Genomic DNA, 25,135 nt, shown 5'->3' with positions numbered 1-25,135 from the left:
GATGGTTTACTTGGATCCCTTGGCGAACGAGGCGGGCGCGAGGTTGTTTCCGGCACCGGCATCGGCGAAGGCTTCGCCACCGTCCACCGGAACCGCCGACCCACGGTTCTCCAATTCCTCCAGCTGCGATTCCAGGTACGACTTGAGCCGCACACGGTATTCGCGCTCGAAGGTCTTCAGCTGTTCGATCCGGCTCTCCAGCACGCTGCGCTGCTGGGTGATGGTCGCCATGATCTCGGCGTGCTTGCGCTCGGCATCGGCCTGGAGAGCGTCGGCCTTCTCCTTGGCCTGCCGCAACTGGCTGTCCGACCGGTTCTGCGCGTCCGACAGCATGGCCTCGGACTTCTGGCGGGCATCGCCGATCATCGCCTCGGACCGGGTTCTGGCATCGCCGACCAGGCGCTCGGAGTTGGCGCGCGCGTTCGAGAGCAGATTCTCGGCCTCGACCTTGGCATCGCTGGTCAGCCTGTCCGCCATCTCCTGGGCGAGGCTGAGCACCTTGGCGGCCTGCAAATTGGCGTCGGCGCCGGGCGCCTCGGCCTTCGGCGGGGCCGCGACCGGCATCGGAGCGGGCGGAGCCTGCGGCACCGGCGCCTTGATCGGTTCCGGCGGCGGGGGCGCCTGCTGCACAGGAGCTTTCACCGGGACGGGCGCGGCCGGGCGATTCTTCTTGGCATCGGCCAATTCGGCATCGAGCTCGGCAACCCGCTGGCGCAGGTCGGCGTTCTCCTCGATCAGCCGTGAAAGTTCCTGCTCCACCAGATCAAGGAAGGCATCGACTTCATCCTCGTTGTAGCCACGCTTCCCGATCGGCGGTTTGCTGAACGCGACGTTGTGCACATCGGCAGGAGTCAGCGGCATGGAAGGATCCCTTCACGCGTCTTTTGGAGATGTAGCAGATCTAGCAAGGTATCTCGGCCCATTCTGTCATACCGGAGCTACCGGTTGGCTGTGCCTGTGAACGTTTGGTCATCACGACACGCGCAATTCGGCGAACCTCATAGCGATGAACACCGCGAACAGCAACACCATGATTGACAGATCGAGCCGTATTCCTCCCAGAGACACCGTGGGTATCAAACGCCTCAGCAGTTTCACTGGCGGGTCGGTGACCGTGAAGATCACCTCCAGGAGGACGACAACGACACCGGTCGGTCGCCAGTCACGGGCGAAGCTGCGGATGACCTCGACAATCACCCGACTGATCAGCAAGAGCCAGAAGAGGAACAGTACGAGGTACAACACCGCGAACAAGGCCACGACCTCACTCTGCCGCAAAATCCGCGCCGCGCAAAATGACCACACCGCCCCCGGCGCAACGGATCTGATGAAACCCCCTGATCACAACCCTATTTCTGGGTGTAGAAGCCGGTTTCGGCGATCCGCCGGCGCTCCTCGGCCGTGACATCGACATCGGCCGGCGAGAGCAGGAAGACCTTGGTGGCCACCTTGTCGAAGGAACCGCGCAGCGCGAAGGCCAGCCCGGCCGCGAAATCCACCAGCCGCTTGGCATCGGCATTGCTGAGATCCACCAGGTCCATGATCACCGGGTTGCCCTCACGGAACCGCTCGCCGATGATCCTTGCCTCGCTGTAATCGCGCGGGCGCAGTGTCGTGATCTTGGACAAGGGACCTCCGTCCTCGAAGATCCCGGGCCGGCGCGCGGGGGCAGGTTCGGGGCGCACGCGCTCCTCCATCCTGCGCTCCTCGGCGTCGGGATCGACAGCGAGCGCACCACGGGTCGCACCGCGCATCATGGGCGCGCCGCCACCGGCGGTGAAGCGGCGGCCCGACGACGGAGCCGACTCGATCCGGGTGGGGCGCCGCGGCGCCTCGTAGCGGTCGTCGCCGTAGGGCTCGTCGCCGTAGTCGTCGCGCCGCGCGACCGGGTATCCGGCCTTGTACGGCTTGTAGACCGGCGCTGGTTCGGCGTAATCCGGCTCGTCGTCGAACCGGTCGGATGCGAAACGCTCGGGGCCGTAAGGGTCTTCGTCGTAGCGGTCGGCCGGGTAGCCGCCCGCGTACGGTCCGCGACCACGGGCGCCCCGCGGCTCGCTCACACCCCGCGAGGCGGGTGCGGCGGGTCCGCGCAGATCGTCGGCGACGTAGTCGTCCTCGTAATCCTCGAGCGGAACCATGCCGAAGTACGCCTTGAACTTGTGCAGTGTGCTCATTACCGCACCTCGTGTTCGTTCATGTGGTCGACCTTCCTTCGGCCCCGGTGGCGGCCGGGTATTGAAGTTTTGCTCAGCCCTCGTCAGCCCCAAGCATATGTGTCGAATGTGACTGATGAGGTTTCTTTGCTACGCCGAGGTTATCGGTCGAGCGCCCATCAAGGCGGTACCGACACGCACACAAGTCGAACCATGTTCGACGGCAACCTCCAAATCCGAGGACATACCGGCAGAAAGTTCGGTCGCATCGGAGTGTCGCGACCGCAACAGGGTGTGCAATGTCGCAAGTCGTGCAAATGCGCTATCGGTGTCGGCTTGCAGCGGCGGAATCGCCATCAGGCCCCCGAGCTGCAACGCTTCCGATCCGGCGACGAAGTCGGCGAGAGCGTCCAGTTCGGCCGGTGCGACACCGCCTCGGGCCGGGTCTTCATCCAGGCTGACCTGCAACAAGACCCGGAGCGGGGTGTCTCGCTCCCCTGCCTCGAGCGCATCGCGGGCCCCGGTGTCAAGTGCCGTAGCCAGACGTTCGCTGTCGACCGAGTGGACGGTGTGCGCCCAGCGGGCTACCACCCGCGCCTTGTTGCGCTGCAACCGTCCGATCATGTGCCAGTGCACGTCGCTGAGGTGTCGCTCACGCAATGCCACCACTTTGGCCGACGCCTCCTGCTCGCGCGACTCGCCGAACTCGCGGCGCCCCAATCGATACAGGATCTCCACATCCGAGGCCGGGAAGAACTTCGTCACCGGCAGCAGGCGCACCGAGGCCGGATCCCGGCCCGCGGCTCGGGCCGCCGCGTCGATGCGCTCGGTGAGCGCGGTCAGGTTCGCCGACAGCTCAGCGGTGCGGGCATCGACCCGGGTACCGGTCACGCCTGCGCCTCCATCCAGATCACCCCGGCGATCCGGCCCGTCGGCGCGCCGCGCCGATGGCTGAACAGGGTCTTGTCCTCGATGGTGCAGCGCGGATCCTCCGCGACCGCGCCGATTCCGGCCGCGGTGAGCTGCCGTCGAATTCCCGCCCGCAGATCCAGCGAGGGGGTGCCGCGCACGGTGGTGGCCGCGCTGCCGGGCAGGTGCTTGTCGACATCGTCGCGCATCGCGGCCGGCACCTCGTACTGGCGGCCGGACGCGGCCGGACCGAGGAACGCGCCGATCCGCTCCACCCGCGCACCCACCGACACCATGACCTCGAGCACCTTGGGCACGATCCCGATCCGGGCGCCGATCCGCCCGGCGTGCACGGCCGCGATCACACCGGCCTCGTCATCGGAGAGGAGCACGGGCACGCAGTCGGCGCTGAGTGTGACCAGGGCCAGATTCGGCACGGTGGTCACCAGAGCATCTGTGGCAGGCACCGCTTCGGCCCGCGGCCCCTCGATCACCTCGACGTTGCGCCCGTGGATCTGCTCCATCCACACCAGCCGATCCGGCGACAACCCGATCCCCTCGGCCAGCCGCACCCGATTCCGCCGCACCGCCCCCGGATCATCCCCCACATGATCCCCGAGATTGAACGTGTCGTACGGCGGCGCCGAAAACCCCCCGGCCCTGGTCGTCGTCACCCGTCGAACAGTCATGGTCGGCGCAACATTCATGCCGCCATCGTAGAGCCGGACTCCACACCATCTTTCGCCGCTTCCCCCACACAGATGCATAGGGAAAGTCACGAACCCCCTGTGAATTCGACCTGACTCATTGATACGCCGGGGCGAACCGCCGAGCGAAGCGAGGCAAGCCCGAAGCTGGACGGCACCGGGGAAGCGAAGCGCCCCCGGTGCCCGATTGAAACTCCGGTAGTCGGGCCGTTAGCCGAACGAAGTGAGGCGTCGGCCCGACTACCTCCTCATGAAGGAGGGAACATCCACATCGTCGTCATCGTCGTCCGCGTCGGGCGGCTGGATGTGGGAGCGGGAGTTGTGGGTGACCGTGGGCTCGGCTAACCGGGCGCGTTCGCTCTCCATATAGCTCGGGACGGTGCCGCGGGCCGGTGGCGTGGTCGGGGTCGCGGCCGGGGGTTCGGTGCGAGCGGTGACGGCGGGCTCGACCGCGGTGCGGGTCTGGCCGATCTCACCGGCGCGCGCCGAACCGATGGCGGTGCGGCTGGTTTCGAAGCTGCGCCGGGCCGGGCCGCCGCCGTCGAAGCCGGCCGCGATCACCGTGACGCGCACCTCGTCGCCGAGCGAATCGTCGATCACCGTGCCGAAGATGATGTTGGCCTCGATGTGCGCGGCCTCCTGCACCAGCGACGCCGCCTCGTTGATCTCGAACAGGCCGAGATCCGACCCGCCCGCGATCGAGAGCAGCACACCGTGCGCGCCGTCCATGGACGCTTCCAGCAGCGGCGAGTTGATCGCCGATTCGGCGGCCTTCACCGAACGGCCCTCGCCGCGCGCGGAGCCGATACCCATGAGCGCGCTGCCTGCGCCGGACATGACGGACTTCACGTCCGCGAAGTCGACATTGATCAGGCCGGGGGTGGTGATCAGGTCGGTAATGCCCTGGACACCGTTGAGCAGCACCTCGTCGGCGGAGCGGAACGCGTCCATCAGGCTCACGGCCGCGTCGCCGAGCTGCAGCAGCCGGTCGTTCGGGATGACGATGAGCGTGTCGCAGGATTCGCGCAGCAGGTTGATGCCGACCTCGGCCTGATTGCCGCGGCGCTTGCCCTCGAACGAGAACGGGCGGGTGACCACACCGATGGTGAGCGCGCCTAGCTTGCGGGCGATGCTGGCGACCACGGGCGCGCCGCCGGTGCCGGTGCCGCCGCCCTCACCGGCGGTCACGAAGACCATGTCGGCGCCCTTGAGCACCTCTTCGATCTCGTCCTTGTGGTCTTCGGCGGCCTTGCGGCCGACCTCGGGGTCGGCTCCGGCGCCGAGGCCGCGGGTGAGTTCGCGGCCGACGTCGAGCTTGACGTCGGCGTCACTCATCAGCAGCGCCTGCGCGTCGGTATTGACCGCGATGAACTCGACTCCCTTGAGTCCCTGTTCGATCATCCGGTTGACGGCATTGACGCCGCCGCCGCCGATACCGACGACCTTGATCACAGCAAGGTAGTTGTGCGGGGGCGTCATGGGCTCTCGCCTTCCTTCGATCTAAAGCCTGTCGTGTTCGGACGGGCAAACCCTAAACCTCAACCATAGGGTTGGCGTTATGTCAAGTATCCGACTGCTGCGGAACGCTATTCGCAGCCGCCGCGATACGCCCGCAGGCGCGCCGAGACGAATCCCAGAATCTTGGTGATCCCGGTCGCCGAGGCGCACCACAGGTTTTATCGTGGACAGTTGCCCCCTGCACCCGATCTTGGTCGGCCGAGCGAACTCGGCCTGCCAAAAACCGCTGGGCGCAATAGGTGTCGCTCACTTTACCGTGACCAGATTAGGACTCGAAACGTCGAACACCGTGCCCTCCTGGGTCAACAGCGGCAACACGACCTGTGCCTTGCGTTCGGCGTCGTTCGTCCCGCCCCACACTACCGTGCGGCCATCGCTCAGATTCAGCGAGATGTCCGAAATCGACCGCGCCACAACCTCGCCCACCTGCGCTACCAGCGCCGGAGGCAGAATCCGGAGGACCGCCACGGCGGCGGCGGTGGCCGGATCCGAACCGCCCGGATGATCGGTGACCAGCTTGGGCACCCCGATCGCCGCGGCCTCCACCGCGAACTCGATCGCCTCGCCGTCCACCAGGTGGGCGCCGTCGGGGCCGTCGAAATAGAGCACCGGGATCCGTTCGGTCACCGTCACCTTGATGGTGGACGGGAACTTGCGCTGCACGCGGGCGGTGTGCACCTTCGGGATTCCGGCGACCCGGCGCGCCATGGCGGTGGTGTCCATGCGCAGCATCGAGGTGCCCTCGGGAATACGCAACTGGTCACGCACGGCCTGTTCGGACACTCCCGTCAGACCCTCGATCTGCACGGCACGCACCGCCAGCGCGGGCGTGAACCAGGCCACCACCATGATCACGGTGATGACGCACACGCCCAGCAACCCGACCAGCCAGGCGCGGCGATCCAGTCGCCACCCCGCCAACCGTTCCCGCACAGCTCACCGCCCGTAGGGCGGACGCGCCCGCAGACCGTCGAGAATCTGGCTGCCGAGCATGGTCACATCGCCGGCGCCCATGGTGATCACCACGTCGCCCGGCAGCGCCAGCCCGGCCGCCTGCCGGCCGACCCGCGAGATATCCGGCTGATAGTGCACGGGTTTGGTGACCGCCTGCGCCACCAGCGCGCCGTTGACGCCGGGCAGCGGCTTCTCCCGCGCGCCGAACACATCGAGCACCACCACCTCGTCGGCCAGGCTCAAGGCCGCGCCGAACTCGGTGGCGAAGGTCGCGGTGCGACTGTAGAGATGCGGCTGGAAGACCACGATGACCCGCCCCTGCCGGGAGCGGGCGCCGTCCCGCGCCTCCTGCTGCACGAGTTCGGCGGCGGCGCCGAGCACCGCGCGCACCTCGGTCGGGTGGTGGGCGTAGTCGTCGAAGACACGCACGCCGTTCTCCCGGCCCACGAACTGGAACCGGCGGTGCACCCCGCCGAAACCCTCCAGACCCTGGACGATTTCGTCGACGTCGGCGCCGGAGGCCCGCGCGGCCAGCAGCGCCGCGAGCGCGTTCAACGCCATGTGGCGGCCCGGCACCGACAGCCGCAGGGTGCGCGGCGCGGACTCGTCGGACAGCTGGAATTGCGCTACGCCGCCGACGTCGCGTGGCTCCCAGTGGTGCAGGCGCACCCCGACCGGCACCGGCGCGTCCGGCAGCTCGCCGGACCCGTAGCCGAGTACCCGGACCCCCTTGGCGGCCAGCTTGTCTCCCACGCGTTCGGCCAGTTCGCGGGAGCCGGGATCGTCCAGGCACACCACCAGCAGGCCGCCGTCGACGATTCGATCGGTGAAGTCGTCGAAGACCTGGGTGTAGGCCTCGGGTGTGCCGAAGAAGTCCAGGTGATCGGACTCGATATTGGTCACCACCGCGACATCCGGCGAGTATTGCAGCAGGGAGCCGTCGCTCTCGTCGGCCTCGGCCACGAAGCTGTCGCCGGTGCCGTGGTGGGCATTGGTGCCCGCCTCGTTCAACTCGCCGCCGACCGCGAAGGACGGGTCGAAGCCGCAATGCTGCAGGGTGACGATGAGCATCGAGGTGGTCGAGGTCTTGCCGTGCGTGCCCGACACCAGCAGGCTGCGGTGCCCCTCCATCAGCGAGGCGAGCACGGCGGGACGCAGCAGCACCGGGATCTGCCGCCGATTCGCCTCGACCAGTTCCGGATTCGTCTTCGGGATCGCCGCGTAGGTGGTGACGACCACGGTCGGGCCGCCGGGCAGCAGGTCGAGGGCGCTGGCGTCGTGGCCGATCCGAACCTGCGCGCCGCGGGCGCGCAGGGCGAGCACGCCTCGGCTCTCCTTGGCGTCCGAGCCGGAGACCTCGCCGCCGCGGGACAGCAGGATTCGCGCGATGCCGGACATGCCCGCGCCGCCGATACCGACCATGTGCACCCGCGCCAGATCCGGTGGCAGAGCCGATCGATGTGTGCTCACTGCGCCCGCCTCTCTTGTCCGATCGCCGCCACGATGCGCGCCACCTCGTCGGCGGCGTCGCGGTGCCCCGCGCCCGCCGCGGCGCGGCCCATCTCGGTCAGCCGAGCGGGATCGCGCAGCAGCGGAATGACCTCCTCGCGCACGTAATCCGGGGTCAGGTCCCCGTCTGCGACAATTCTGCCACCGTCCTGGGCCACCACGGGTCGCGCGTTCAATTCCTGTTCGCCGTTGCCATGCGGCAGCGGCACGTACACCGCGGGCAGGCCGACCGCCGATACCTCGGCGACGGTCATCGCGCCGGATCGGCACACCACCGCGTCGGCGGCCGCGTAGGCCAGATCCATTCGCGACAGATACGGCACGGCGACATACCGCGCGACGCCGTCGGTCTCGGGCAGCGACAGGGTGTTCTTCGGCCCGTGCGCGTGCAGCACCGAGATCCCGGCCGCGGCCAGCTCCTTCGCGGCGCCGGACACGGCCTCGTTCAGCGTGCGCGCACCCTGCGAACCGCCGAACACCAGCAGCACCGGGCCCTCGGCGGGCAGCCCGAAGTGCGCTCGCGCCTCGGCGCGCAACGCGGCCCGATCCAGCGTGGTGATGGACGCGCGCACCGGAATGCCGACCACCTCCGCACCTGACAGACCCGAATCCGGGACGGCGGCAAGCACTCTGGCGGCGCCCCGGGCGCCGACCTTGTTCGCGATCCCGGCCTTGGCGTTGGCCTCGTGCACCACCACCGGCACTCGGCGTCCACGCCCGAGCAGCCCGCCGCGCGCGGCCAGATAGGCGGGCAGCGCGACATAGCCGCCGAAGCCGACGATCACATCGGCGTCCACCCGGTCGATCACGGCGCGGGTCGCGGCCACCGAGGCGCGCACCCGGCCGGGCAGGCGCAGCAGGTCACCGGAGAGCTTGCGCGGCAACGGCACCGGCGGTATGAGCTCCAGCGGGTACCCGCGCGCGGGCACCAGATCTTTCTCGAGGCCCCGCGCGGTGCCGAGGGCGGTCACCCGGATCGACTCGTCGAGCCGGCGCAGTGCGTCGGCGACGGCGAGGGCAGGTTCGATGTGTCCTGCGGTGCCGCCGCCGGCCACGATCACCGACAGGGGGGCGGCAGGGGGCGCAGCCGAAGGGGTGGGTGAATCCGGCACGCTCACCTGTCTCTACCTCGTTCTCTCGGATGGTGCATGGGATAGTTCGGTTCCCAGGCCCGGGTCGAGCGCAGGGAGCCGGTACCGCGTCTGGCGCCTGGTTGCGGACGCCGCGCGGGCGGCTGCGGACGCCCGCGCTGCGGCTGCGGCCGCTTGCGCGGCTGGGCCTTCGCGGCGGTGCGAGCGCGCGCCGAGGACGCCTTCGCGGGCGAGTACACCTCGGGCTTGGGCAGCCGGAGCAGCCGGCTGAACCGGCCGTCGCCGCCGGCGTGCAGCGCCGCCACCGCCTCGGGTTCGTGCCGGGCCGCACTGGCGATGATGCCGAACATGAACAGCGTGATCGCCAGTGACGAACCGCCCGCCGACACCAGCGGCAGCTGCAGACCGGTCACCGGCAGCAGCCCCACCACGTATCCGATATTGATCAGCGCCTGCGCGGTGATCCAGGTGGTGGCCGTGGCGGTGAGCAGGCGCAGGAACGGGTCGACCGAGCGGGCCGCGATCCGCAGCCCGGTGTAGACGAACAGCGCGAACAGGCCGAGCACCAGCGCGCAGCCGAGGAACCCGAGCTCCTCGCCGATGATCGCGAAGATGAAGTCGTTGTGCGAGTTCGGCAGATAGCTCCACTTGGCCCGGCTCTGCCCCAGACCGCGGCCCCAGATCCCGCCGTCGGCCAGCGAGTACTGCGCCTGCCGGGCCTGATAGTTGTTGCCCATCGGATCCGCGCTCGGATTGAAGAAGGAACGAACCCGATCCGAACGGTAGCCGGCCGAAAGCGCGAGGATGCCCGCCGCGATCATGCCGGACACGCAGATGGTGATGAACAGCCGCACCGGCAGACCGCCGAACCACAGCAGCGCCGCCAGCACCACGCCGAGCGCGATGGTGGTGGACAGGTTGGGTTGCAGCACCACCAGCAGGCAGACCAGCAGACCGGCCGGAACCAGCGGCACCAGAATGTCTTTCAGTCCCGCCCGCTCGGAGCGCCGGGAGGCGAGCAGGTGCGCGCCCCAGATCACCAGCGTCACCTTGACGATCTCCGACGGCTGCACCGAGATCGGGCCGATCACGAACCAGCGCCGCGCGCCCTGCACTTCGGAGCCGATCCCGGGGATCAGCACCAGCGCCAGCGCCAGCACCGACAGCGCGAACAGCGGAAACGACCACTGGCGCAGCAGTTTCAGCGGCAACCGCAGCGCCAGATAGAACAGTGAGCACCCGATGGCGGCGAACACGGCCTGCTGGATGAACAGCGAGTACGCCGAACCGCCGTCGGTGTAGGCCTCCACGGACGACGCCGAGAGGACCATGACCAGACCCAGCACGGTGAGCAGGGTGGCGATGGTGACGACCAGATGGAACGACGCGAGCGGGCGCGCCAGCCAGGCGCCGGCCCAGCGCGCGTTGAATCCGCTCTTGGTCGTGGTCGTGGTCATAGCCGCCGCCCGATGTCCCCGTCCTCCAGTGTGTGCACGGCGTCGGCGAAGCTGCGGCCGCGATGGGTGTAGTCGGCGAACATGTCCAGCGACGCGGCCGCCGGAGCGAGTAGCACGGTATCGCCACGACTGGCCATACCGGCCGCGGCCCGGACCGCCTGTGCCATCACGGCATCGGCCTTGTCCATCCGCACCGCCTCATCCATCAGTGCATCGTCTCCCGCCCACACCTCGATGACCGGGACATCGGGCGCGTGTCGCGCCAACGCGGACGCGATCACCGGCGCGTCGGACCCGATCAGCACCGCACCGACCAGACGGTCCGCGATCTCCTCGATCAGATCGTCCACGTGCGCGCCCTTGAGCTGTCCGCCCGCCACCCAAACCACCTGCGGGTGCGCCAGAATCGAGGATCGCGCGGCGTGCGGGTTGGTGGCCTTGGAGTCGTCGATGAAGTCGACGCCCGCGAGCTCGCGCACGAACGCCGCGCGGTGCGGTCCCACCTTGTGCTCGACCAGACCCTCACGCACGAACTGCGGCGCCACATCGATGGCGCGGGTGAGCGCGGCGGCGGCCAGCGCGTCGGCGATACCGGCGGGCCCGGGCGGGCTGATATCGCCGATCTCGGCCAGGATCGCCGCCTTGGTGAAGGCGCGATCCAGCAGCTTGCCGTCCACCACGCCGAGTTCGCCGTCGGCGGGCACGCCGATACGGAACCCGACGGTGCGGCGCGCCTTGGATTTCCGGGCCAGCGCGGCGGCGACCGCGTCGTCCAGGCCGACGACACCGACCCGGCCGAACAGGGCGCGTGCCTTGGCGGCAGCGTAGGCATCCAGGCCGCCGTGCCAATCCAGGTGATCCTCGGCCACATTCAGCACCACACCGGCCTCGGGCCGGACCGAAGGGGCCCAGTGCAGCTGGAACGAGGACAGCTCGACGGCCAGCACCTGTGGTCCGGGCGTGCGACGCAGCGCATCCAGGATGGGCAGGCCGATATTGCCGCAGGCGACGCTGGCGATACCGGCGGCGCGCAGGATGGAGTGCGTCATCTGAGTGGTGGTGGTCTTGCCGTTGGTGCCGGTCACCACCAGCCATTTGCGCGCCGGACCGTAGATCCGGGCCTGGTCCACCCACCAGGCGAATTCGACGTCGCCCCAGACCGGAATGCCCTCGGTGACCGCGGAGACCAGCACCGGTGAGTCGGGCCGCCAGCCGGGGCTGGTGATGACGAGCGCGAACCGGCTCAGATCGGCGGACTCGAGTTCGACACCGGAGGCGACCTCGAGCCCGAGCTCGGCGGCCTCGGCGAGCGCCTTCGCGCCGCCGTCGGTGACCACCGGGTGCGCGCCGATATCGCGCAGCGGTTCGATCAGCGAACGTCCGGAAACTCCCCAGCCCGCGACGAGAACGTCACGGCCACGCAGGAATTCCAGCATGGGCCCCGGTGAACGCAGGGCCCGCGGAGAATGGTCGACCACGCTCGTTTCACCCGACCTTGGAGAGATATTCGCTGTAGAACAAACCGAGCCCGGCCGCCGAGGCCATCGCGGCCAATAGCCAGAACCTGATGATCACCGTGGTTTCCGCCCATTTACTGAGTTCGAAATGGTGATGGAACGGCGCCATCTTGAACAATCGATTGCGAGTGGTGCGATAGACCGCCACCTGCAACACCACCGACAGCGCCTCGGCCACGAACAGCGCGCCGATGACGACCATCAGCAGCTCGGTGCGGGTGGTGATGGACAGACCGGCCAGCATGCCGCCGAGCGCCAGCGAACCGGTGTCGCCCATGAAGATCTTGGCGGGCGCGGCATTCCACCACAGGAAGCCGATGCAGGCGGCCGCGCCCGAGGCGCAGACCAGCGCCAGATCCAGTGGGTCGCGCACGTCGTAGCAGCCGCGCTCCACCTCGAACGAGCAGGAGTGGTAGTACTGCCAGAACGTGATGATCACGTAGCCGCCCAGCACCAGGCTCATCGAGCCGGCCGCCAGGCCGTCCAGGCCGTCGGTCAGGTTGACCGCGTTGGACCAGGCGATAACCAGGATGCTGACCCAGACCAGGAAGATGATCGCGCCCATCGACACGGTCGCGATATCGCGGACGTAGGACAGGTGCCGGCTGGCCGGGCTGATGCCGTGATCGTTGCGGAATTGCAGGGCCAGCACGCCGAAGACGACGGCCGCGGTGAGCTGGCCGATGTACTTGCCCGCCGCGGTCAGCCCGAGGTTGCGCTGCTTGCGGATCTTGATGAAATCATCGATGAAGCCGACCGCGCCCAGCGCGGTGGCCAGGCCGAGCACCAGCAGCGCCGAGGCCGAAGGCCCGTCGGCGTTGTACATGATGCCGATCAGATGCGAGCCGAGGTAACCGGCCCACATACCGATCAGGATGGCGACACCGCCCATGGTGGGCGTGCCGCGCTTGGCCTGGTGACTGGCCGGGCCGTCGACCCGGATCTCCTGACCGAAACCCTGCTTGGCGAACATCTTGATCAGCAAGGGCGTCAACATGATCGACACCGCGAGCGCGATCGCTGCCGCGAATAGAATCTGCCTCACGACTTCTTGGCCTCCGTGCTACCCCTGCGTTTCCCGGCACGTTCCGCGCTGGTCAAGTGTTCGGCGACGGCCCACAGGCCGACCGACTTCGACGCTTTGACCAGCACCACATCACCCGCCTCGACTTCGTCGTCGAGTAGCGCGATGGCCGCGCCGATATCGGGTACGAGGATCGACTCCTCGCCCCAAGAGCCTTCCATCACCGCTCCCTGGTGCATCGCGCGGGACGGTCGTCCGGTGCCGACCACGATGAGCCGGTCCACGTCCAAGCGCACCGCCAGCCGTCCGATGGCGTCGTGCTCGATCACCGATTCCGGTCCCAGCTCACCCATTTCGCCGAGCACCGCCCAGCTGCGCCTCGGAGTCGCCTCGGCCTTGGACATGGTCACCAAGGCCTTCAGCGCCGCCTTCACCGAATCGGGGTTGGCATTGTAGGAGTCGTTGACGACGGTGATGCCATCCGCGGTGGTCCGCACGTCCATGCGGCGGGCCGAGGCGGCGCGGGCGCCGGACAGCGCGGCGGCGACGGTCGCCAGGTCGGCGCCGCAGTGCAGGGCGACAGCGGCCGCCGACAGCGCGTTGCCCACCTGGTGCTCGCCGTGCACGGCGAGTTGGACCGGGATGCTGCCCTGCGGTGTGTGCAGGGTGAATCCGGCCCGCGCCTGCGCGTCCATCCGGATGTCGGTGGCGCGGATGTCGGCGCCGGTGGACTGCCCGACCAGCACGACCGGGGCGACGGTGCGCGACACCATGGCCGCGACATTCGGATCGTCGGCGTTCAGCACGGCCAGCCCGTCGGCCGGAAGCGCTTCCACCAGTTCGCCCTTGGTCTGCGCGATGGCCTCGCGGCTACCGAACTCGCCGAGGTGTGCGGTGCCGACGTTGAGCACCACGCCCACCGCGGGCGGAGTGACCCGGGCCGCCGCGGCGATGTGGCCGGGTCCGCGCGCGGACATCTCCAGCACCAGGAAGCGGGTCTGCTCGTCGGCGCGCAACGCGGTCCACGGATGCCCGAGTTCGCTGTTGAACGAGCCGGGCGGGGCGACGACGCTGCCCAGCGGCCTCAGCACCGCCGCGATCAGGTCCTTGGTCGAGGTCTTGCCCGACGAGCCGGTGAGCCCGATGACGGTGAGTCCGGTTGTGGCGGTGAGCTTTTCCACGCTGGCGTGCGCGAGAGCCGCGAGCGCCCCGAGCACCGCCGCGCCGGAACCGTCGGCGTCGGCGGTCAGCGCGACCGACCGGGAGCGAGCCGCACCGGGATTCGGTGTCACAACGATGGCGGGCACACCGACCGGACGGGCGGCCAGCACCGCGACCGCGCCCGCCGCGACGGCGGCGGCCGCGAAATCGTGGCCGTCCGAGCGTTCGCCGGGCAGCGCCAAGAACAGGTCCCCGGAACCGATTTCACGGGAATCGAATTCCACCGAGCCGGTCACCTGCGCGCCGGGATCGGGCACGTCGTGCAGCGTTCCGCCCACGATGTCCGCGATCTCCCGCAGTGTCATCTCGATCATCGAACCGTCAAATCCTCCGCGTCGGTGCCGTTCGCCGCGCGAGAGCCCTTGCGGCGCAACGCATCCGCCAGCACCTCCCGGTCGTCGAACGGATGCTTGTGGCCGTCGATCTCCTGGCCGAGTTCATGCCCCTTGCCCGCGACCAGCACGACATCGGCGGGACGTGCCCACTCGATCGCCGCGGCGATCGCCGCGGCGCGGTCACCGATCTCGCGCACCTCACCGCGCTCGATGTCCGGAATCTCCCGCGCACCATCGAGAACGGCCGCACGGATGCGCGCCGGATCCTCGCTGCGCGGATTGTCGTCGGTGACGATCAGCAGATCCGCCCCGCGTGCGCCGGCCGCGCCCATCAGAGGCCGCTTGCCGGCGTCACGATCGCCGCCCGCGCCCACCACGACCGCCAAACGGCCTGCGGCGCCCAAGGATTCGAGATGACCGCGCAGCGTGGCGATCACCGACTCCAGAGCGGCGGGCTTGTGCGCGTAGTCGACGACAGCGAGGAAATCCTGCCCCTCGTCCACCCGCTGCATCCGGCCCGGCACGTCGACGGCGCCCAGGGCGGCCGCGGCCGCCTCGGCAGGTACACCGGCCGTCGCGCACACGGCCAAGGCCAGCAACGCGTTGGCGACGTTGTAGCGACCGGGCAGACGCAGCCGCACCGGGATCTCGCCGCGCCGGGTGGCGGCGGTGAACTCCTGCTCCGCGCCGCGCGCCACGATCTCGCCGGCCAAACCCCAGTCCGCGGAGGCCATCTGGATGCCGCCGGTGGACACGGTGATCGGCGCCTCCAGCTCCGCGGCCAGCCGCCGGCCCCACTCGTCGTCCACGCAGATCACCGCGGCCCGCGCCGCCACCGGCGAATCCGGTGCGAACAACCGGCGTTTCGCGGCGAAGTAGTCCTCGAAGTCGGCGTGGAAATCCAGATGATCCTGGGAGAGGTTGGTGAACGCGCCGACCGTGAACTCGACACCGTCGACCCGGCCCAGCGCCAGCGCGTGACTGGACACCTCCATGACGACCGCGTCCACGCCCTGCTCGACCATCAGCGCGTACATGGCATGCAGTTGCGGCGCCTCGGGGGTGGTGAGCGCGCTGGGCACCCGCTGCCCGCCGATGCGGGTCTCGATGGTGCCGATCAACGCGGTGGACAGCCCGGCCGCGGCCAGACCTGCCTCCACGAGATAGGAGGTCGTGGTCTTGCCGGAGGTTCCGGTGATCCCGATGACCCGCAGACGCCGCGACGGATGACCATAGACGGCCGCCGACAACGCACCCAGCGCCGCGCGGGGTTGTTCGCACACCAGGACCGGCACCGCGATCTCGCCGATCGACTCCGCGCCCGCCGCGTCGGTGAACACTGCCACCGCCCCGCGTGCCACCGCGTCCGCCGCGTATCGAGCGCCGTGCGCCTGCGCGCCGGGCAGTGCCGCGAACAGGTCACCGGGGCGCACCGCGTTGGAGCGCTGCTCGATCCCGGTCACCGTGATGTTCCCGGCCTGGCCCCGTAATGCCGCCCCGATACCCGCTGCCAGGTCCGTCAGCGGTGTCGCCGGTGGGTGTGCGGGACGCAACGCGGGTGGTTGCCCGGACTGCACGGAAACCAGACTCCTCTCGGTCGGTGGTGATCGACGTGTCAGGTTACCGGCGGCCGATCCCGGTGTGGCCGGGCAGCCCTACCCTACGGCCTTCGGATCCCATTCGGTCCGTCCCACGCCGCACCCACCGTGCCGGTATGCCGCGCAATGGTTTCCGCGCCCGCTTCGAATTCACCGCAACGACATTGCCCTCATGCGATAAGCATGAGGGCAATGTTTCAGAGCGAGCGAGTATTGATTATCACTCGCGCTGGCGCCACGTGCACGCGTCGTATACCTCGATGAGTTTGCCTTCCTGGCGCACGAAATCGATGATGGCCTCGCAGCGTGCGGGGTCGGTCTGATGGCAGGTCATCTGACCGCCGCCGCCGTTGCAATTGATGTCGGCCGACGCCGTGCCTGCTCCGAAACCGGCACCCACCACAGCACCGCCGACCAGCACCGCACCGAACATCAGCGGTGCGAGGCGCCTACGAGCAGCACCGGAAGCGATTCGCTTGGACATGTCTTCTACCCCTTCATTTGTGTTGCAGAAATCCCACCGTGGCGGGATTGATCCGAGTATCCGAGCGCAATTCCTGGCGCGGATAGCGTGCAGCCGAACGGCGGCAGTCGGATTGTCGTGAGGGGAGAGTGGTTCAGGACAAGAGTGTTCGTGGGCCGGGCCTGAACAGCAGCCGACCCGAGAGCACGTCCGCCGCCGTGACAGCAGAAACTCTCGCGAACATTCTTTCCCTTCGATGATGGTATTCGAAGCGGATATCACTCAACCCGCTACGACGACCCCGCCCATACCTTCGGCCGAAACCGGTCGAACTCCCACGACAGTGCGAATCTATCACGAACCACCGGAGTGAGTACATCCGAACCAGTTGTGTCCCAATGGCTTTGCGCGTTCAATCCGCCACCAGGACGAAAGGCTCCTGGGTCTCGATGGAAGGCGGTACGCGGTCGCGCTGCAACATCCAGGACGCGATGTTGTGGAACAGCGGTGCGGCCGACTGACCTCCGCTGCCGTCGGAGCTGCGGACCGGGTCGTCGAGCATGATGGCGACCACGTAGCGCGGGTTGTCGGCGGGCGCGATCCCGGCGAAGGTGATGGTGTAGCTCGAGGTCGAGTAGCAGCGGCAGGCCGGGTCGGTCTTCTGTGCGGTACCGGTCTTTCCGGCGATCCGATAGCCCTCGATGGCGGCCTGCGGCCCCGTCCCGTTCTGGTTCGAATCGAGCGGGTCGCGCTGCGCGACCGACTGGAACATGTGGCGCAGGGTCGCCGCGGTCTGCGGGCTCACCACACGGACCCCCTCGGGCTGGGTCTCCTCGGTGCGGGTGCCGTCGGGCTCGACGGTCGCCCGGACGATCCGCGGCGCGATCCGCACACCATCGTTGGCGATCGCCTGATACATACCGGCCATCTGCAACGTGGTCATCGAAAGACCCTGGCCGATCGGAAGATTGGCGAAGCTCGAACCCGACCACTGATCCCGGGCGGGCACCAGTCCAGCGCTCTCGCCGGGCAGGCCGACACCGGTGCGTTGTCCGAGCCCGAACCGGTACAGCATGTCCGCGAACCGATCCTCGCCCACACGCTGCGCGAGCAGCAGGGTACCCACATTGGAGGACCGGCCGAAGATACCGGTGGTGGTGAACGGCTGGGTGCCGTGCACCCAGGCATCCGCGACGGTGACCCCGCCCATATCGATCCGGCCCGGCACCTGCAGTATCTCGTCGGGCTTGGTGAGCCCGTACTCGACCGCGGCGGCCGCGGTGACGATCTTGTTCACCGAACCCGGCTCGTAGACATCCGACACCGACGGGTTGTTCTGCTTGGCCGTGCCCCAGTTCTTCGGGCCCAGATCCGGATTGAACGTGTTGTCGTTGGCCATGGCCAGCACCTGGCCGGACTTGGCGTCGAGTACCACGGCGGACGCGCTGCCCGCACCCGACATCTCACGCGCCTGCTGCACCTGCTGCTGTACGTAGTACTGCAGATCCGAGTCCAGCGTGAGCTCGATGCCATTGCCGTTCACGGCGGGCTGCCGATCACGCCAGCTCCCCGGGATCACCGCGCCGTCGGAGCCGCGGTCGTAGGTCTGGGAACCGTTGGTACCGGCCAGCACCGCGTCCAGCGAGGACTCCAGGCCGATGAGGCCGTGCCCGTCCCACCCGGTGGCGCCGAGGATGTTGGCCGCGAGCGAACCGCCAGGATGCTGCCGCATCGGCTGGGGGTCGGCGCCGACCTCCGGGAACTTCGCCCGGATCTCCGTGGCCACCCGCGCGTCGACATTCTCCGCGAGAAAGACGAAGGTCTCATCACTGCGCAACTTCTCCAGCAGCGCGGACTCCGAGGGCCCCTGATTGCCCAGCTTCTCGTGAATGGTCTTGGCGATATCCCGCAACCTGGTCTCCGGATCAGGCGCTTTGTCGTTCTTGGCCTTCTTGTCCTTCAGCTCCTGGCGCACCCGGACCGGCTGGAAATGCAGTTTCTTCGCCTGGATGGTGAACGCGAGCTTGTTGCCGTAGCGGTCGGTGATCGGACCGCGCACGGCGATCTCGGGCTCGGTCGTGGTGCGCTGGTCCGCCGCCTGCGCGGACAGCTTCGGCGCGGCGATGCTCTGCACCCACAGTAGTTGCAGCGCCACCACGCCCAGCGCGATCAGCATGACGATCCGGCCGACCCCGATCCGCAGGCGCAACGGCTGATCCCGGCCCCCGGCGGCGGGCTTGCGCGGTCTCGGACCGCCAGGCGACCGCGGCCCGCCGCGTTGCCGCGGTGCGGGCCCGGTGCGAGTCACCGAGCGACCTCCGGCTGGTCGAGCGTCGGGGCCGGCGCGGGCTGCGGGACCGGGGATTCCGCGATCAGCTGCGGAGCCGGGGCGACCGGCGGCGCGACGATCGGCGACGGTACCGGGCTCGGCGCGACCGAGGTGCCCGGCACCACGGCCGTATCGGGCGCGGCCTGCTGGGCCGGATTCGACGCGGCGGGCGCGGGACTCGGCGTCGCGCTGGTGTGCGCCGTAGCGCCCCCGGCCTGGTCACTGGTCTGGCCGGGTGTCCGCGGCGGCGCAACCGGGACGACCCGCTCGCCGTGCGCCTGCGCGTGCGGCATCGGAACGGGCGCCGCGGGCGAGGTGTTCAGCGGTGGCACGGGCGCGCCCTGCGCGGGCGTCGGCTCGCCGACCACGGTGACGGTGCCGTCCGGCGCGATGACCAACCGGGCCGGATCCTTGGCCGGGATCATGCCGAGTTCCCGGGCGCGCGCGGCGAGTTCGGGCGCCGAGTCGGCGGCCTCCACCTCGCGCTGCAAGCCGGCACGTTCGTCGGAGAGTTTGCGATTGAGCGAGCGGGCGTCGCTGAGCTGGTAGCTGTCCTCGGCGGCACGGGTGGTCAGCAGCAGCGTGAGCGCGAGCCCGCAGCCGAGCAGGGCGATGATCGCCGCCACGAACGGGATCCGCGTGGCCATCACCGAACCGCGCCGCGACGGCAGCTTCGGCGAGGTCTGCTCCTTGGTTTCCGCGCGGCCCTTGCGCTTGGCGTACGCGCGCTGCGCCGCGGTACTTACCCGCCCCGGCGGCTCCGCCGCCTGCCGTCCCCGAGCACCAACCCGCCCCGGCGACTCCGTGTCCTGCTGTCTCCGAGTGGATTTCACCTGGTCCGCGTCGTGCACCCGCCGGGCGACCCGACCCGGCTGCTGGGTGACGCGATCTCTGACCCGCCCACTCGTCGCGCGTCCGCCCCCCAGGGAGCCGCTACGCGGCGCTGTAGTCGTCATTTCCCCTCCGTCTCCTGAATCCGTTCGGCGGCCCGCATGCGCACGGGAGCCGCCCGTGGGTTCTCCTCGATCTCCCGCTCGGTCGCCTTCTCGGCACCGCGGGTGAGCATCCGGAACTCCGGACCCATGCCGGGCAGTTCGACCGGCAGGTCGACCGGCGTCCGCGAGGTGATCCGCGGCGCCAGTTCCTGTTTCACGACCCGGTCTTCCAGCGACTGGTACGACATGATCACGATGCGGCCGCCCACCCGCAGTGCGTCCAGGGCGGCCGGAAGCGCGGCGCGCAGCGAATCGAGCTCGCTGTTCACCTCGACGCGCAGCGCCTGGAAGGTCCGCTTGGCCGGATGACCGCCGGTACGGCGGGTGGCCGCGGGAATGGTCGCGTAGAGCAGCTCGACCAGCTCGGCGCTGGTTTCGAACGGCTTGCGCTCCCGCCGCTTCAGCACCGCGGAGGCGATCTTGCCCGCGAACCGTTCCTCACCATAGGTTTTCAGCACCCGGGCGAGATCACCATGGCTGTAGGTGTTGAGCACATCGGCGGCGGTGAGGCCGGAGGTCGGGTCCATTCGCATGTCCAGCGGGGCGTCCACCGAGTAGGCGAAGCCGCGATCGGCCTCGTCCAGCTGCATGGAGGAAACGCCCAGATCCATCAGGATCGCGCTCACCGTGCCGGTCGCCGGCAGACCCGCCTGCGCCAGGGCGGCGGCAATGCCGTCATAGCGGGTGTGCACCAACGTGATCCGATCCTCGAACGGACGCAGGCGCGCGGCCGCGAGCTCGAGTGCGTTGGTGTCGCGATCAAGCCCGACCAGCCGGGACTGCGGGTAGGTGCGCAGAAAGTGCTCGGCGTGCCCGCCCAATCCGAGTGTGGCGTCGATATATACGGCACCGGGCTCGGCGAGGGCGGGGCCGAGTAACTCGTCGGCACGCCGCAGCAGCACGGGAACGTGGCGGGGCCCTTCGGCAGACGCGGCGGGTGAGCGCTGTTCTGGGTTCACCTCGACCTCCCGGATCTGCCTCGCATCGTTGCGCACCGCCTAAGGCCCGGCGGCATGGGTTGGAGAAAGCTGCTGTCGGAAAACGAATGCCGCGTGGTCTCTGACCGAACCTCGGCACCTGGCGTCGGGGAAGTACGTCAGGGTCCGCGTCCGGGCAGAGGCCGCGTGGCACTCGTTTCGGGGCTAGAAGATTCCGCCCAGCGACTCGTCTCTCGCTTGCGCGTAATCCTCCTCGTTCTCGGCGAGGTAGGACTCCCACGCCTGCTTATCCCATATTTCGAGGAAGTCGACCGAGCCGATCACCACGCAATCCTTGTCCAGGTTCGCGTAGCGACGATGCTCGGCGGACAACACGATCCGGCCCTGCGCATCCAGACGTTGTTCATCCGTACCGGCGGCGAGCGCCCGGACGAACGCGCGCGCCTGCGGGTTGCTTCGAGACGCCGCCGCGGCCCGGCGAGCGAGCGCGGTGAACTCTTCCCTGGGGTAGACGGCAAGGCTGTGGTCCTGGCCTTTCGTGACCATCAACCCTCCCGCCAGATCGTCTCGAAACTTCGCAGGCAACGTGAGTCGCCCCTTGTCGTCCAGCCGAGGTGTGTAGGTACCGAGAAACACCGGTACCTCCCTACTGGATCACCTCGCCTGGATGGCCTCTCCTGTAGTGCGCGCTCCACATTACCCCACTTTCCCCCACTTTCAATCGAATACCGTGGTGATCTCCCTCCCCGGTTCGACGATTCCGCAGGTCATTACAGCTATCACAGTGGTGGAGAGCTTTCGCGTGTTCCGCCGACACGCGGTGCGGACATGACGGCTCGCCCGGAAACACCCAGCAACCGCCACGAGCGTGGGGCGGAGTGGGTGGATCCGGTGGGGCGCGGTGGAGCGGATCGGGGCCGGCGCGGGCACACGGAAACACGCGGACATGAGACAGCGACGTCGCACCTGTTCGGTGCGACGCCGCTGCTGATGTTCAGATGATCGAGCCCGCCTTACGGCGACTCATTCTTGTTCGAATCGTCTCCGGAAGCGATCTTCCATGCGTTCGGAGAACCCGCCGGCCTTCTTGCCGCGCCCGGACCCGCTCGAACCGCCGCCGCCGGAATCACTCGGGGCTGCGTCGGAAGCGACCGCGCCACCCTTCGATCCGCCGAGCAACAGCAGAACGCCTGCTCCGAACATGACAATGAAACCGATCAGGCTGATGATCGGGAAGCCGCCGAGCTTCGGCAAAGCGATGCCGGCGACGAGCAGAACCAGACCGAGGACGAACAGGGCCGCGGCCTGGAGTCTGCGGCGACTCGAGGTCGTACGAAGACGTCCGCCGCGGACGGACGAGGCGAACTTCGGATCCTCAGCATAGAGCGCGCTCTCGATCTGTTCGAGCATGCGCTGCTCGTGCTCGGAGAGTGGCACGGTACCTCCCCCGGCACTAGACGTGGGCTGCCGCTTCCGGGTAAGCGACAGACAGCCGACCTTAACGGCTATCTGAGACCAATGATACGAGTTCGATCAGAGCCGTACCACCTACTCGCGCATAACTAAGTGGTCATGGCGTGGCCTCTATGCGGTCAACCCGCCGTTCAGGCCGGGTGCGGGGCGCAAACGCGACGTCGCGGTCAGCATGTCTTCCACATCGTGGAGGAATGCTCCCACCCGCGAATAGAACTCGTCGGCCTCGTGATCGTCGACGTCACGCTCCAGCCCCGCCTCCAGGGCCGCCCGCACCTCCGAGCGGGCGCTGAAATAATCCGCCCACATGACGAACTCGGGCGCGGCGCGCTGCAACAGCACCCATGCATTACGAGAACGGGCGCGCGGCGCGGCGTCGGCGCCGGTGAACGCGAGCACCGCTCCGGCGCCGCGCAGGGCGGCCAGATAGGCGGTACGGAACCGCTCCCGCGGATCGTGCTCGGCCGCCGCCTCCATGAGCAGCCCGTCCGCTCTCTTCAGCAGGGTGCCGGCCCGGCCGGGGTGGCCCTGCTGTTCCATCCGAGAAGACATCTCCCCATTCCTCCGCTCCTCGACACCCGGAGCCCCGGAGTGCTCTGCACCCACCGCGCGGACCGAACAGGCATTCGAACGTTTGAATTACGCTTGAATATAGGGACACCCACCGACAACTTTCCGTCCGAGAGTTCATGACTGCCGTCAAACCCGCACACAAGTCCGCACCCGCACCCGTCGTCGTCGACCTGTCGGTGACCGAGCTGCGCTACCGATTACCCGACGCGCTCTCGGTGTACGTGGCCGCGATGGGCTATCCGCACGGCACCGAGAACCATCGCGCCCCGATGTGGACCGAGCACACCACCCGCCCCGGTTGGCAGGCCGTGGCCGCTTTCCGTCCCGACGACGACGGACACGTCGACCTGCGCACGTCACCGCTGCTGGCGATCGCCTACGGCTACAGCGGCGCGGCGCACCAGTGGTGGCATCAGCAGGTACACACCGGGATGCGGCGCAACGCCTGGCCCGAGCACACCACGCGCCAACTGCTCTCGGACTACTTCGAATTGACCGAACTGCACGTCCACCCCGCGGCCCAGGGCCAGGGGCTCGGCGGCCTGCTGCTGACCCGGCTGCTGCGCGATCGGCCCGAGGCCGCGGTGCTGCTGTCGACGCCCGAGGTGCCCGGAGAGGACAATCGAGCCTGGCGGCTGTACCGACGAGAAGGGTTCCTCGACGTGGTGCGCGACTTCGTGTTCGCGGGCGACAATCGCCCGTTCGCGGTGCTGGGGCGGCGACTGCCGTTATGACCGCGGACGGCGCGCCCGTACTGGTGCTCGGGTCGGGCCACAACGCGCTCGTCGCGGCCTGCTATCTGGCGCGGGCCGGACAGCGGGTGGAAGTGCTCGAGCGCGACGAGGTGATCGGCGGGGCGGTGTCCACCGTCGAGCGTTTCCCCGGGCACCTGGTCGATCGCGGGTCCTCCGCGCACATCATGGTGCGCCACACGGGGATCGTCGAGGAGCTCGAGCTCGCGAATTTCGGGCTCCGCTATATCGATTGCGACCCGTGGGGGTTCACCCCCGGGGCGAACGGCGCGCCGCCGATCGTCTTCCATCACGCGCTGGATCGCACCTGCGCGTCCATCGCCGCGGCCTGCGGACCGCACGACGCCATCGCCTACCGGCGTTTCGCCGATGTCTGGGGTGAGCGCAGCGATCGGGTGATGCGCGCGTTCGGCGGGCGCTCCACGCCGGGGCGGCTGCTGCGCTCGTTCTGGGGCCTGGACGCGCGCGACGGCGGCAGCGCCCTGTCGCGGGAATTCCTGCAGCCCGGTGACGCGCTGCTGGACAGCTACTTTCGCGACGAGCGGCTCAAGGCGTCGCTGGCCTGGTTCGGCGCGCAGTCCGGGCCGCCGATGTCGGAACCGGGCACCGCGCCGATGGTCGGGTTCGCCGCGCTCATGCACAAACTGCCGCCCGGGCGCGCGGTCGGCGGCAGCGGCGCGCTGACCCAGGCGCTGGCCGCGCGGCTGCGCGCCGACGGCGGCACGATCAGCACCGGCGACGCCGTCACCGAGCTGCGCCGCCACGGCGAGGGCTGGCGGGTGCGCACCGCCTCGGGCCGAAACCTGAAGGCGGGCACCGTGATCGCGGGCACGCATATTCTCACCACCCTGGATCTGCTGCGGGCGGGCGGATTCGACCGCGAACCGCTCGACGACTGGGCGCAGCGCATCCGGGTCGGTCCCGGGATCGGCATGGTGGTGCGGGTGGCCACCAGCGCGCTGCCGCGGTATCCCGGCGCCTCCGCCGCGGAGTCGGCGCACGGTTTGCAGTTCCTGGTCTCCGATCGCGCGCAGCTGCGGCGGGCGCACGGCGCGGCGCTGGCCGGTGACCTGCCGCCCCGGCCGGTGGTGCTGGCCATGAGTTTCAGCGCGCTCGATCCGAGCATCGCCCCCGCCGGGGAGCATCAGCTCTCGCTGTGGTCGCAGTGGCACCCCTACCGGCTGGCCGACGGCAGCGACTGGGCCGCGCACGCCGAGACCGAAGCGGACCGGATCATCGCCGAAGTGGACTCGTACGCACCCGGATTCGCCGACACGGTAGTGCGGCGCTACGTGCAGACACCCGTCGATCTGGAACGCGAGATGGGGTTGCGCGGCGGCAATGTGATGCACGTGGAGATGTCGCTGGACCAGATGATGATGTGGCGGCCGCTCCCCGAACTCTCCGGCCAGCGGGTCCCCGGCGCACCCGGCCTGTACCTCACCGGCGCATCGACCCACCCCGGAGGCGGCGTCTCCGGGGCCAGCGGCCGCAGCGCCGCCCGACTCGCCTTGCGCGCGACCCGGCGCGGACGCTTCGGCCGGCGGCGCGGGTGACGGGCGCTGTCCGGTCGCCGGACCGGCGGGCCGCGCGGTGACTGGTACCCACGCGGGGGCACG

General features: G+C 69.0%; 23 protein-coding genes. 2 read left to right on the top strand and 21 right to left on the bottom strand.

What is annotated here, in order from left to right; all coding sequences use genetic code 11:
- Window positions 1-6 precede the first annotated feature (6 nt).
- From ACFVMC_RS17790 to ACFVMC_RS17690, 21 genes are all read right to left on the bottom strand, one after another.
- On the bottom strand, window positions 7-861 hold the full coding sequence (locus ACFVMC_RS17790; protein WP_379211433.1) for a DivIVA domain-containing protein: 855 nt from the start codon (window positions 859-861) through the stop codon (window positions 7-9).
- Between the two features lie 111 nt (window positions 862-972).
- Window positions 973-1,260 carry a YggT family protein gene (locus tag ACFVMC_RS17785; RefSeq protein ID WP_379211431.1) on the bottom strand — a complete coding sequence of 96 codons (288 nt, stop codon included), beginning with the start codon at window positions 1,258-1,260 and terminating at the stop codon, window positions 973-975.
- Window positions 1,261-1,349: 89 nt separating this feature from the next.
- Complete coding sequence (locus tag ACFVMC_RS17780) at window positions 1,350-2,174, bottom strand: cell division protein SepF (RefSeq protein ID WP_379211429.1); 825 nt, start codon at window positions 2,172-2,174, stop codon at window positions 1,350-1,352.
- A 129-nt stretch (window positions 2,175-2,303) separates the two neighbouring features.
- Window positions 2,304-3,044 carry a YggS family pyridoxal phosphate-dependent enzyme gene (locus tag ACFVMC_RS17775; RefSeq protein ID WP_379211428.1) on the bottom strand — a complete coding sequence of 247 codons (741 nt, stop codon included), beginning with the start codon at window positions 3,042-3,044 and terminating at the stop codon, window positions 2,304-2,306.
- A complete protein-coding gene (pgeF, locus tag ACFVMC_RS17770; RefSeq protein WP_379211426.1) occupies window positions 3,041-3,769 on the bottom strand; it encodes a peptidoglycan editing factor PgeF in 729 nt (242 codons plus the stop codon). The genes ACFVMC_RS17775 and pgeF overlap by 4 nt, the downstream gene beginning before the upstream one ends.
- A gap of 240 nt (window positions 3,770-4,009) precedes the next feature.
- Complete coding sequence (gene ftsZ, locus ACFVMC_RS17765; RefSeq protein ID WP_379211424.1) at window positions 4,010-5,248, bottom strand: cell division protein FtsZ; 1,239 nt, start codon at window positions 5,246-5,248, stop codon at window positions 4,010-4,012.
- A 285-nt stretch (window positions 5,249-5,533) separates the two neighbouring features.
- Window positions 5,534-6,220, bottom strand: coding sequence for a cell division protein FtsQ/DivIB (locus ACFVMC_RS17760; RefSeq protein WP_379211422.1), 687 nt, complete (start codon window positions 6,218-6,220; stop codon window positions 5,534-5,536).
- 3 nt (window positions 6,221-6,223) lie between these two features.
- A complete protein-coding gene (gene murC, locus ACFVMC_RS17755) occupies window positions 6,224-7,663 on the bottom strand; it encodes a UDP-N-acetylmuramate--L-alanine ligase (RefSeq protein ID WP_379211568.1) in 1,440 nt (479 codons plus the stop codon).
- 44 nt (window positions 7,664-7,707) lie between these two features.
- On the bottom strand, window positions 7,708-8,862 hold the full coding sequence (gene murG, locus ACFVMC_RS17750) for an undecaprenyldiphospho-muramoylpentapeptide beta-N-acetylglucosaminyltransferase (RefSeq protein WP_379211566.1): 1,155 nt from the start codon (window positions 8,860-8,862) through the stop codon (window positions 7,708-7,710).
- Window positions 8,863-8,864: 2 nt separating this feature from the next.
- Complete coding sequence (ftsW, locus tag ACFVMC_RS17745; RefSeq protein WP_379211420.1) at window positions 8,865-10,298, bottom strand: putative lipid II flippase FtsW; 1,434 nt, start codon at window positions 10,296-10,298, stop codon at window positions 8,865-8,867.
- On the bottom strand, window positions 10,295-11,734 hold the full coding sequence (gene murD, locus ACFVMC_RS17740) for a UDP-N-acetylmuramoyl-L-alanine--D-glutamate ligase (protein WP_379211564.1): 1,440 nt from the start codon (window positions 11,732-11,734) through the stop codon (window positions 10,295-10,297). The genes ftsW and murD overlap by 4 nt, the downstream gene beginning before the upstream one ends.
- Window positions 11,735-11,783: 49 nt before the next feature.
- Window positions 11,784-12,860, bottom strand: coding sequence for a phospho-N-acetylmuramoyl-pentapeptide-transferase (mraY, locus tag ACFVMC_RS17735; protein WP_379211419.1), 1,077 nt, complete (start codon window positions 12,858-12,860; stop codon window positions 11,784-11,786).
- The gene (murF, locus tag ACFVMC_RS17730) at window positions 12,857-14,374 is read right to left on the bottom strand and encodes a UDP-N-acetylmuramoyl-tripeptide--D-alanyl-D-alanine ligase (protein WP_379211417.1); all 1,518 of its coding nucleotides are present in this window, start codon (window positions 14,372-14,374) and stop codon (window positions 12,857-12,859) included. The genes mraY and murF overlap by 4 nt, the downstream gene beginning before the upstream one ends.
- Window positions 14,371-15,972, bottom strand: coding sequence for a UDP-N-acetylmuramoyl-L-alanyl-D-glutamate--2,6-diaminopimelate ligase (locus ACFVMC_RS17725; protein WP_379211416.1), 1,602 nt, complete (start codon window positions 15,970-15,972; stop codon window positions 14,371-14,373). The genes murF and ACFVMC_RS17725 overlap by 4 nt, the downstream gene beginning before the upstream one ends.
- Window positions 15,973-16,213: 241 nt before the next feature.
- Complete coding sequence (locus ACFVMC_RS17720; protein ID WP_379211414.1) at window positions 16,214-16,426, bottom strand: hypothetical protein; 213 nt, start codon at window positions 16,424-16,426, stop codon at window positions 16,214-16,216.
- A 442-nt stretch (window positions 16,427-16,868) separates the two neighbouring features.
- Window positions 16,869-18,764, bottom strand: coding sequence for a peptidoglycan D,D-transpeptidase FtsI family protein (locus ACFVMC_RS17715; RefSeq protein WP_379211413.1), 1,896 nt, complete (start codon window positions 18,762-18,764; stop codon window positions 16,869-16,871).
- Window positions 18,761-19,741, bottom strand: coding sequence for a hypothetical protein (locus tag ACFVMC_RS17710; RefSeq protein ID WP_379211412.1), 981 nt, complete (start codon window positions 19,739-19,741; stop codon window positions 18,761-18,763). Before ACFVMC_RS17710 ends, ACFVMC_RS17715 begins: the two co-directional genes overlap by 4 nt.
- The gene (gene rsmH, locus ACFVMC_RS17705) at window positions 19,738-20,739 is read right to left on the bottom strand and encodes a 16S rRNA (cytosine(1402)-N(4))-methyltransferase RsmH (protein WP_379211410.1); all 1,002 of its coding nucleotides are present in this window, start codon (window positions 20,737-20,739) and stop codon (window positions 19,738-19,740) included. Before rsmH ends, ACFVMC_RS17710 begins: the two co-directional genes overlap by 4 nt.
- A gap of 183 nt (window positions 20,740-20,922) precedes the next feature.
- Window positions 20,923-21,354, bottom strand: a complete 432-nt coding sequence (mraZ, locus tag ACFVMC_RS17700) for a division/cell wall cluster transcriptional repressor MraZ (protein WP_379211408.1) — start codon at window positions 21,352-21,354, stop codon at window positions 20,923-20,925.
- A gap of 387 nt (window positions 21,355-21,741) precedes the next feature.
- The gene (locus tag ACFVMC_RS17695) at window positions 21,742-22,155 is read right to left on the bottom strand and encodes a DUF3040 domain-containing protein (RefSeq protein ID WP_379211406.1); all 414 of its coding nucleotides are present in this window, start codon (window positions 22,153-22,155) and stop codon (window positions 21,742-21,744) included.
- A 147-nt stretch (window positions 22,156-22,302) separates the two neighbouring features.
- A complete protein-coding gene (locus tag ACFVMC_RS17690) occupies window positions 22,303-22,743 on the bottom strand; it encodes an SAV_6107 family HEPN domain-containing protein (RefSeq protein WP_379211404.1) in 441 nt (146 codons plus the stop codon).
- A gap of 137 nt (window positions 22,744-22,880) precedes the next feature.
- Here ACFVMC_RS17690 and ACFVMC_RS17685 point away from each other — a divergent pair, with 137 nt between their 5' ends.
- Together ACFVMC_RS17685 and ACFVMC_RS17680 are read left to right on the top strand one after the other, a co-directional pair.
- Window positions 22,881-23,498, top strand: coding sequence for a GNAT family N-acetyltransferase (locus ACFVMC_RS17685; RefSeq protein ID WP_379211402.1), 618 nt, complete (start codon window positions 22,881-22,883; stop codon window positions 23,496-23,498).
- Window positions 23,495-25,072, top strand: a complete 1,578-nt coding sequence (locus ACFVMC_RS17680; RefSeq protein ID WP_379211400.1) for a phytoene desaturase family protein — start codon at window positions 23,495-23,497, stop codon at window positions 25,070-25,072. Before ACFVMC_RS17685 ends, ACFVMC_RS17680 begins: the two co-directional genes overlap by 4 nt.
- The last annotated feature ends 63 nt before the right edge of the window (window positions 25,073-25,135 follow it).

The organism is Nocardia sp. NPDC127579, from assembly GCF_042672005.1.
Lineage (GTDB): Bacteria > Actinomycetota > Actinomycetes > Mycobacteriales > Mycobacteriaceae > Nocardia.
The sequence above is the reverse complement of the archived record's forward strand: the minus strand, read 5'-3'. Positions and strand labels throughout refer to the sequence as shown.

Bases quoted from the DNA above. Each gene is read 5' to 3' on its own strand.
- ftsW (WP_379211420.1), bottom strand. From the start codon at position 10,298: ATGACCACGACCACGACCAAGAGCGGATTCAACGCGCGCTGGGCCGGC.
- ACFVMC_RS17680 (WP_379211400.1), top strand. From the start codon at position 23,495: ATGACCGCGGACGGCGCGCCCGTACTGGTGCTCGGGTCGGGCCACAAC.
- ftsZ (WP_379211424.1), bottom strand. From the start codon at position 5,248: ATGACGCCCCCGCACAACTACCTTGCTGTGATCAAGGTCGTCGGTATC.
- ACFVMC_RS17720 (WP_379211414.1), bottom strand. From the start codon at position 16,426: ATGTTCGGTGCGGTGCTGGTCGGCGGTGCTGTGGTGGGTGCCGGTTTC.
- murD (WP_379211564.1), bottom strand. From the start codon at position 11,734: ATGCTGGAATTCCTGCGTGGCCGTGACGTTCTCGTCGCGGGCTGGGGA.
- ACFVMC_RS17790 (WP_379211433.1), bottom strand. From the start codon at position 861: ATGCCGCTGACTCCTGCCGATGTGCACAACGTCGCGTTCAGCAAACCG.
- murC (WP_379211568.1), bottom strand. From the start codon at position 7,663: ATGGTCGGTATCGGCGGCGCGGGCATGTCCGGCATCGCGCGAATCCTG.
- ACFVMC_RS17690 (WP_379211404.1), bottom strand. From the start codon at position 22,743: ATGTCTTCTCGGATGGAACAGCAGGGCCACCCCGGCCGGGCCGGCACC.
- murF (WP_379211417.1), bottom strand. From the start codon at position 14,374: ATGATCGAGATGACACTGCGGGAGATCGCGGACATCGTGGGCGGAACG.
- ACFVMC_RS17685 (WP_379211402.1), top strand. From the start codon at position 22,881: ATGACTGCCGTCAAACCCGCACACAAGTCCGCACCCGCACCCGTCGTC.
- ACFVMC_RS17780 (WP_379211429.1), bottom strand. From the start codon at position 2,174: ATGAGCACACTGCACAAGTTCAAGGCGTACTTCGGCATGGTTCCGCTC.
- ACFVMC_RS17710 (WP_379211412.1), bottom strand. From the start codon at position 19,741: ATGACGACTACAGCGCCGCGTAGCGGCTCCCTGGGGGGCGGACGCGCG.
- pgeF (WP_379211426.1), bottom strand. From the start codon at position 3,769: ATGAATGTTGCGCCGACCATGACTGTTCGACGGGTGACGACGACCAGG.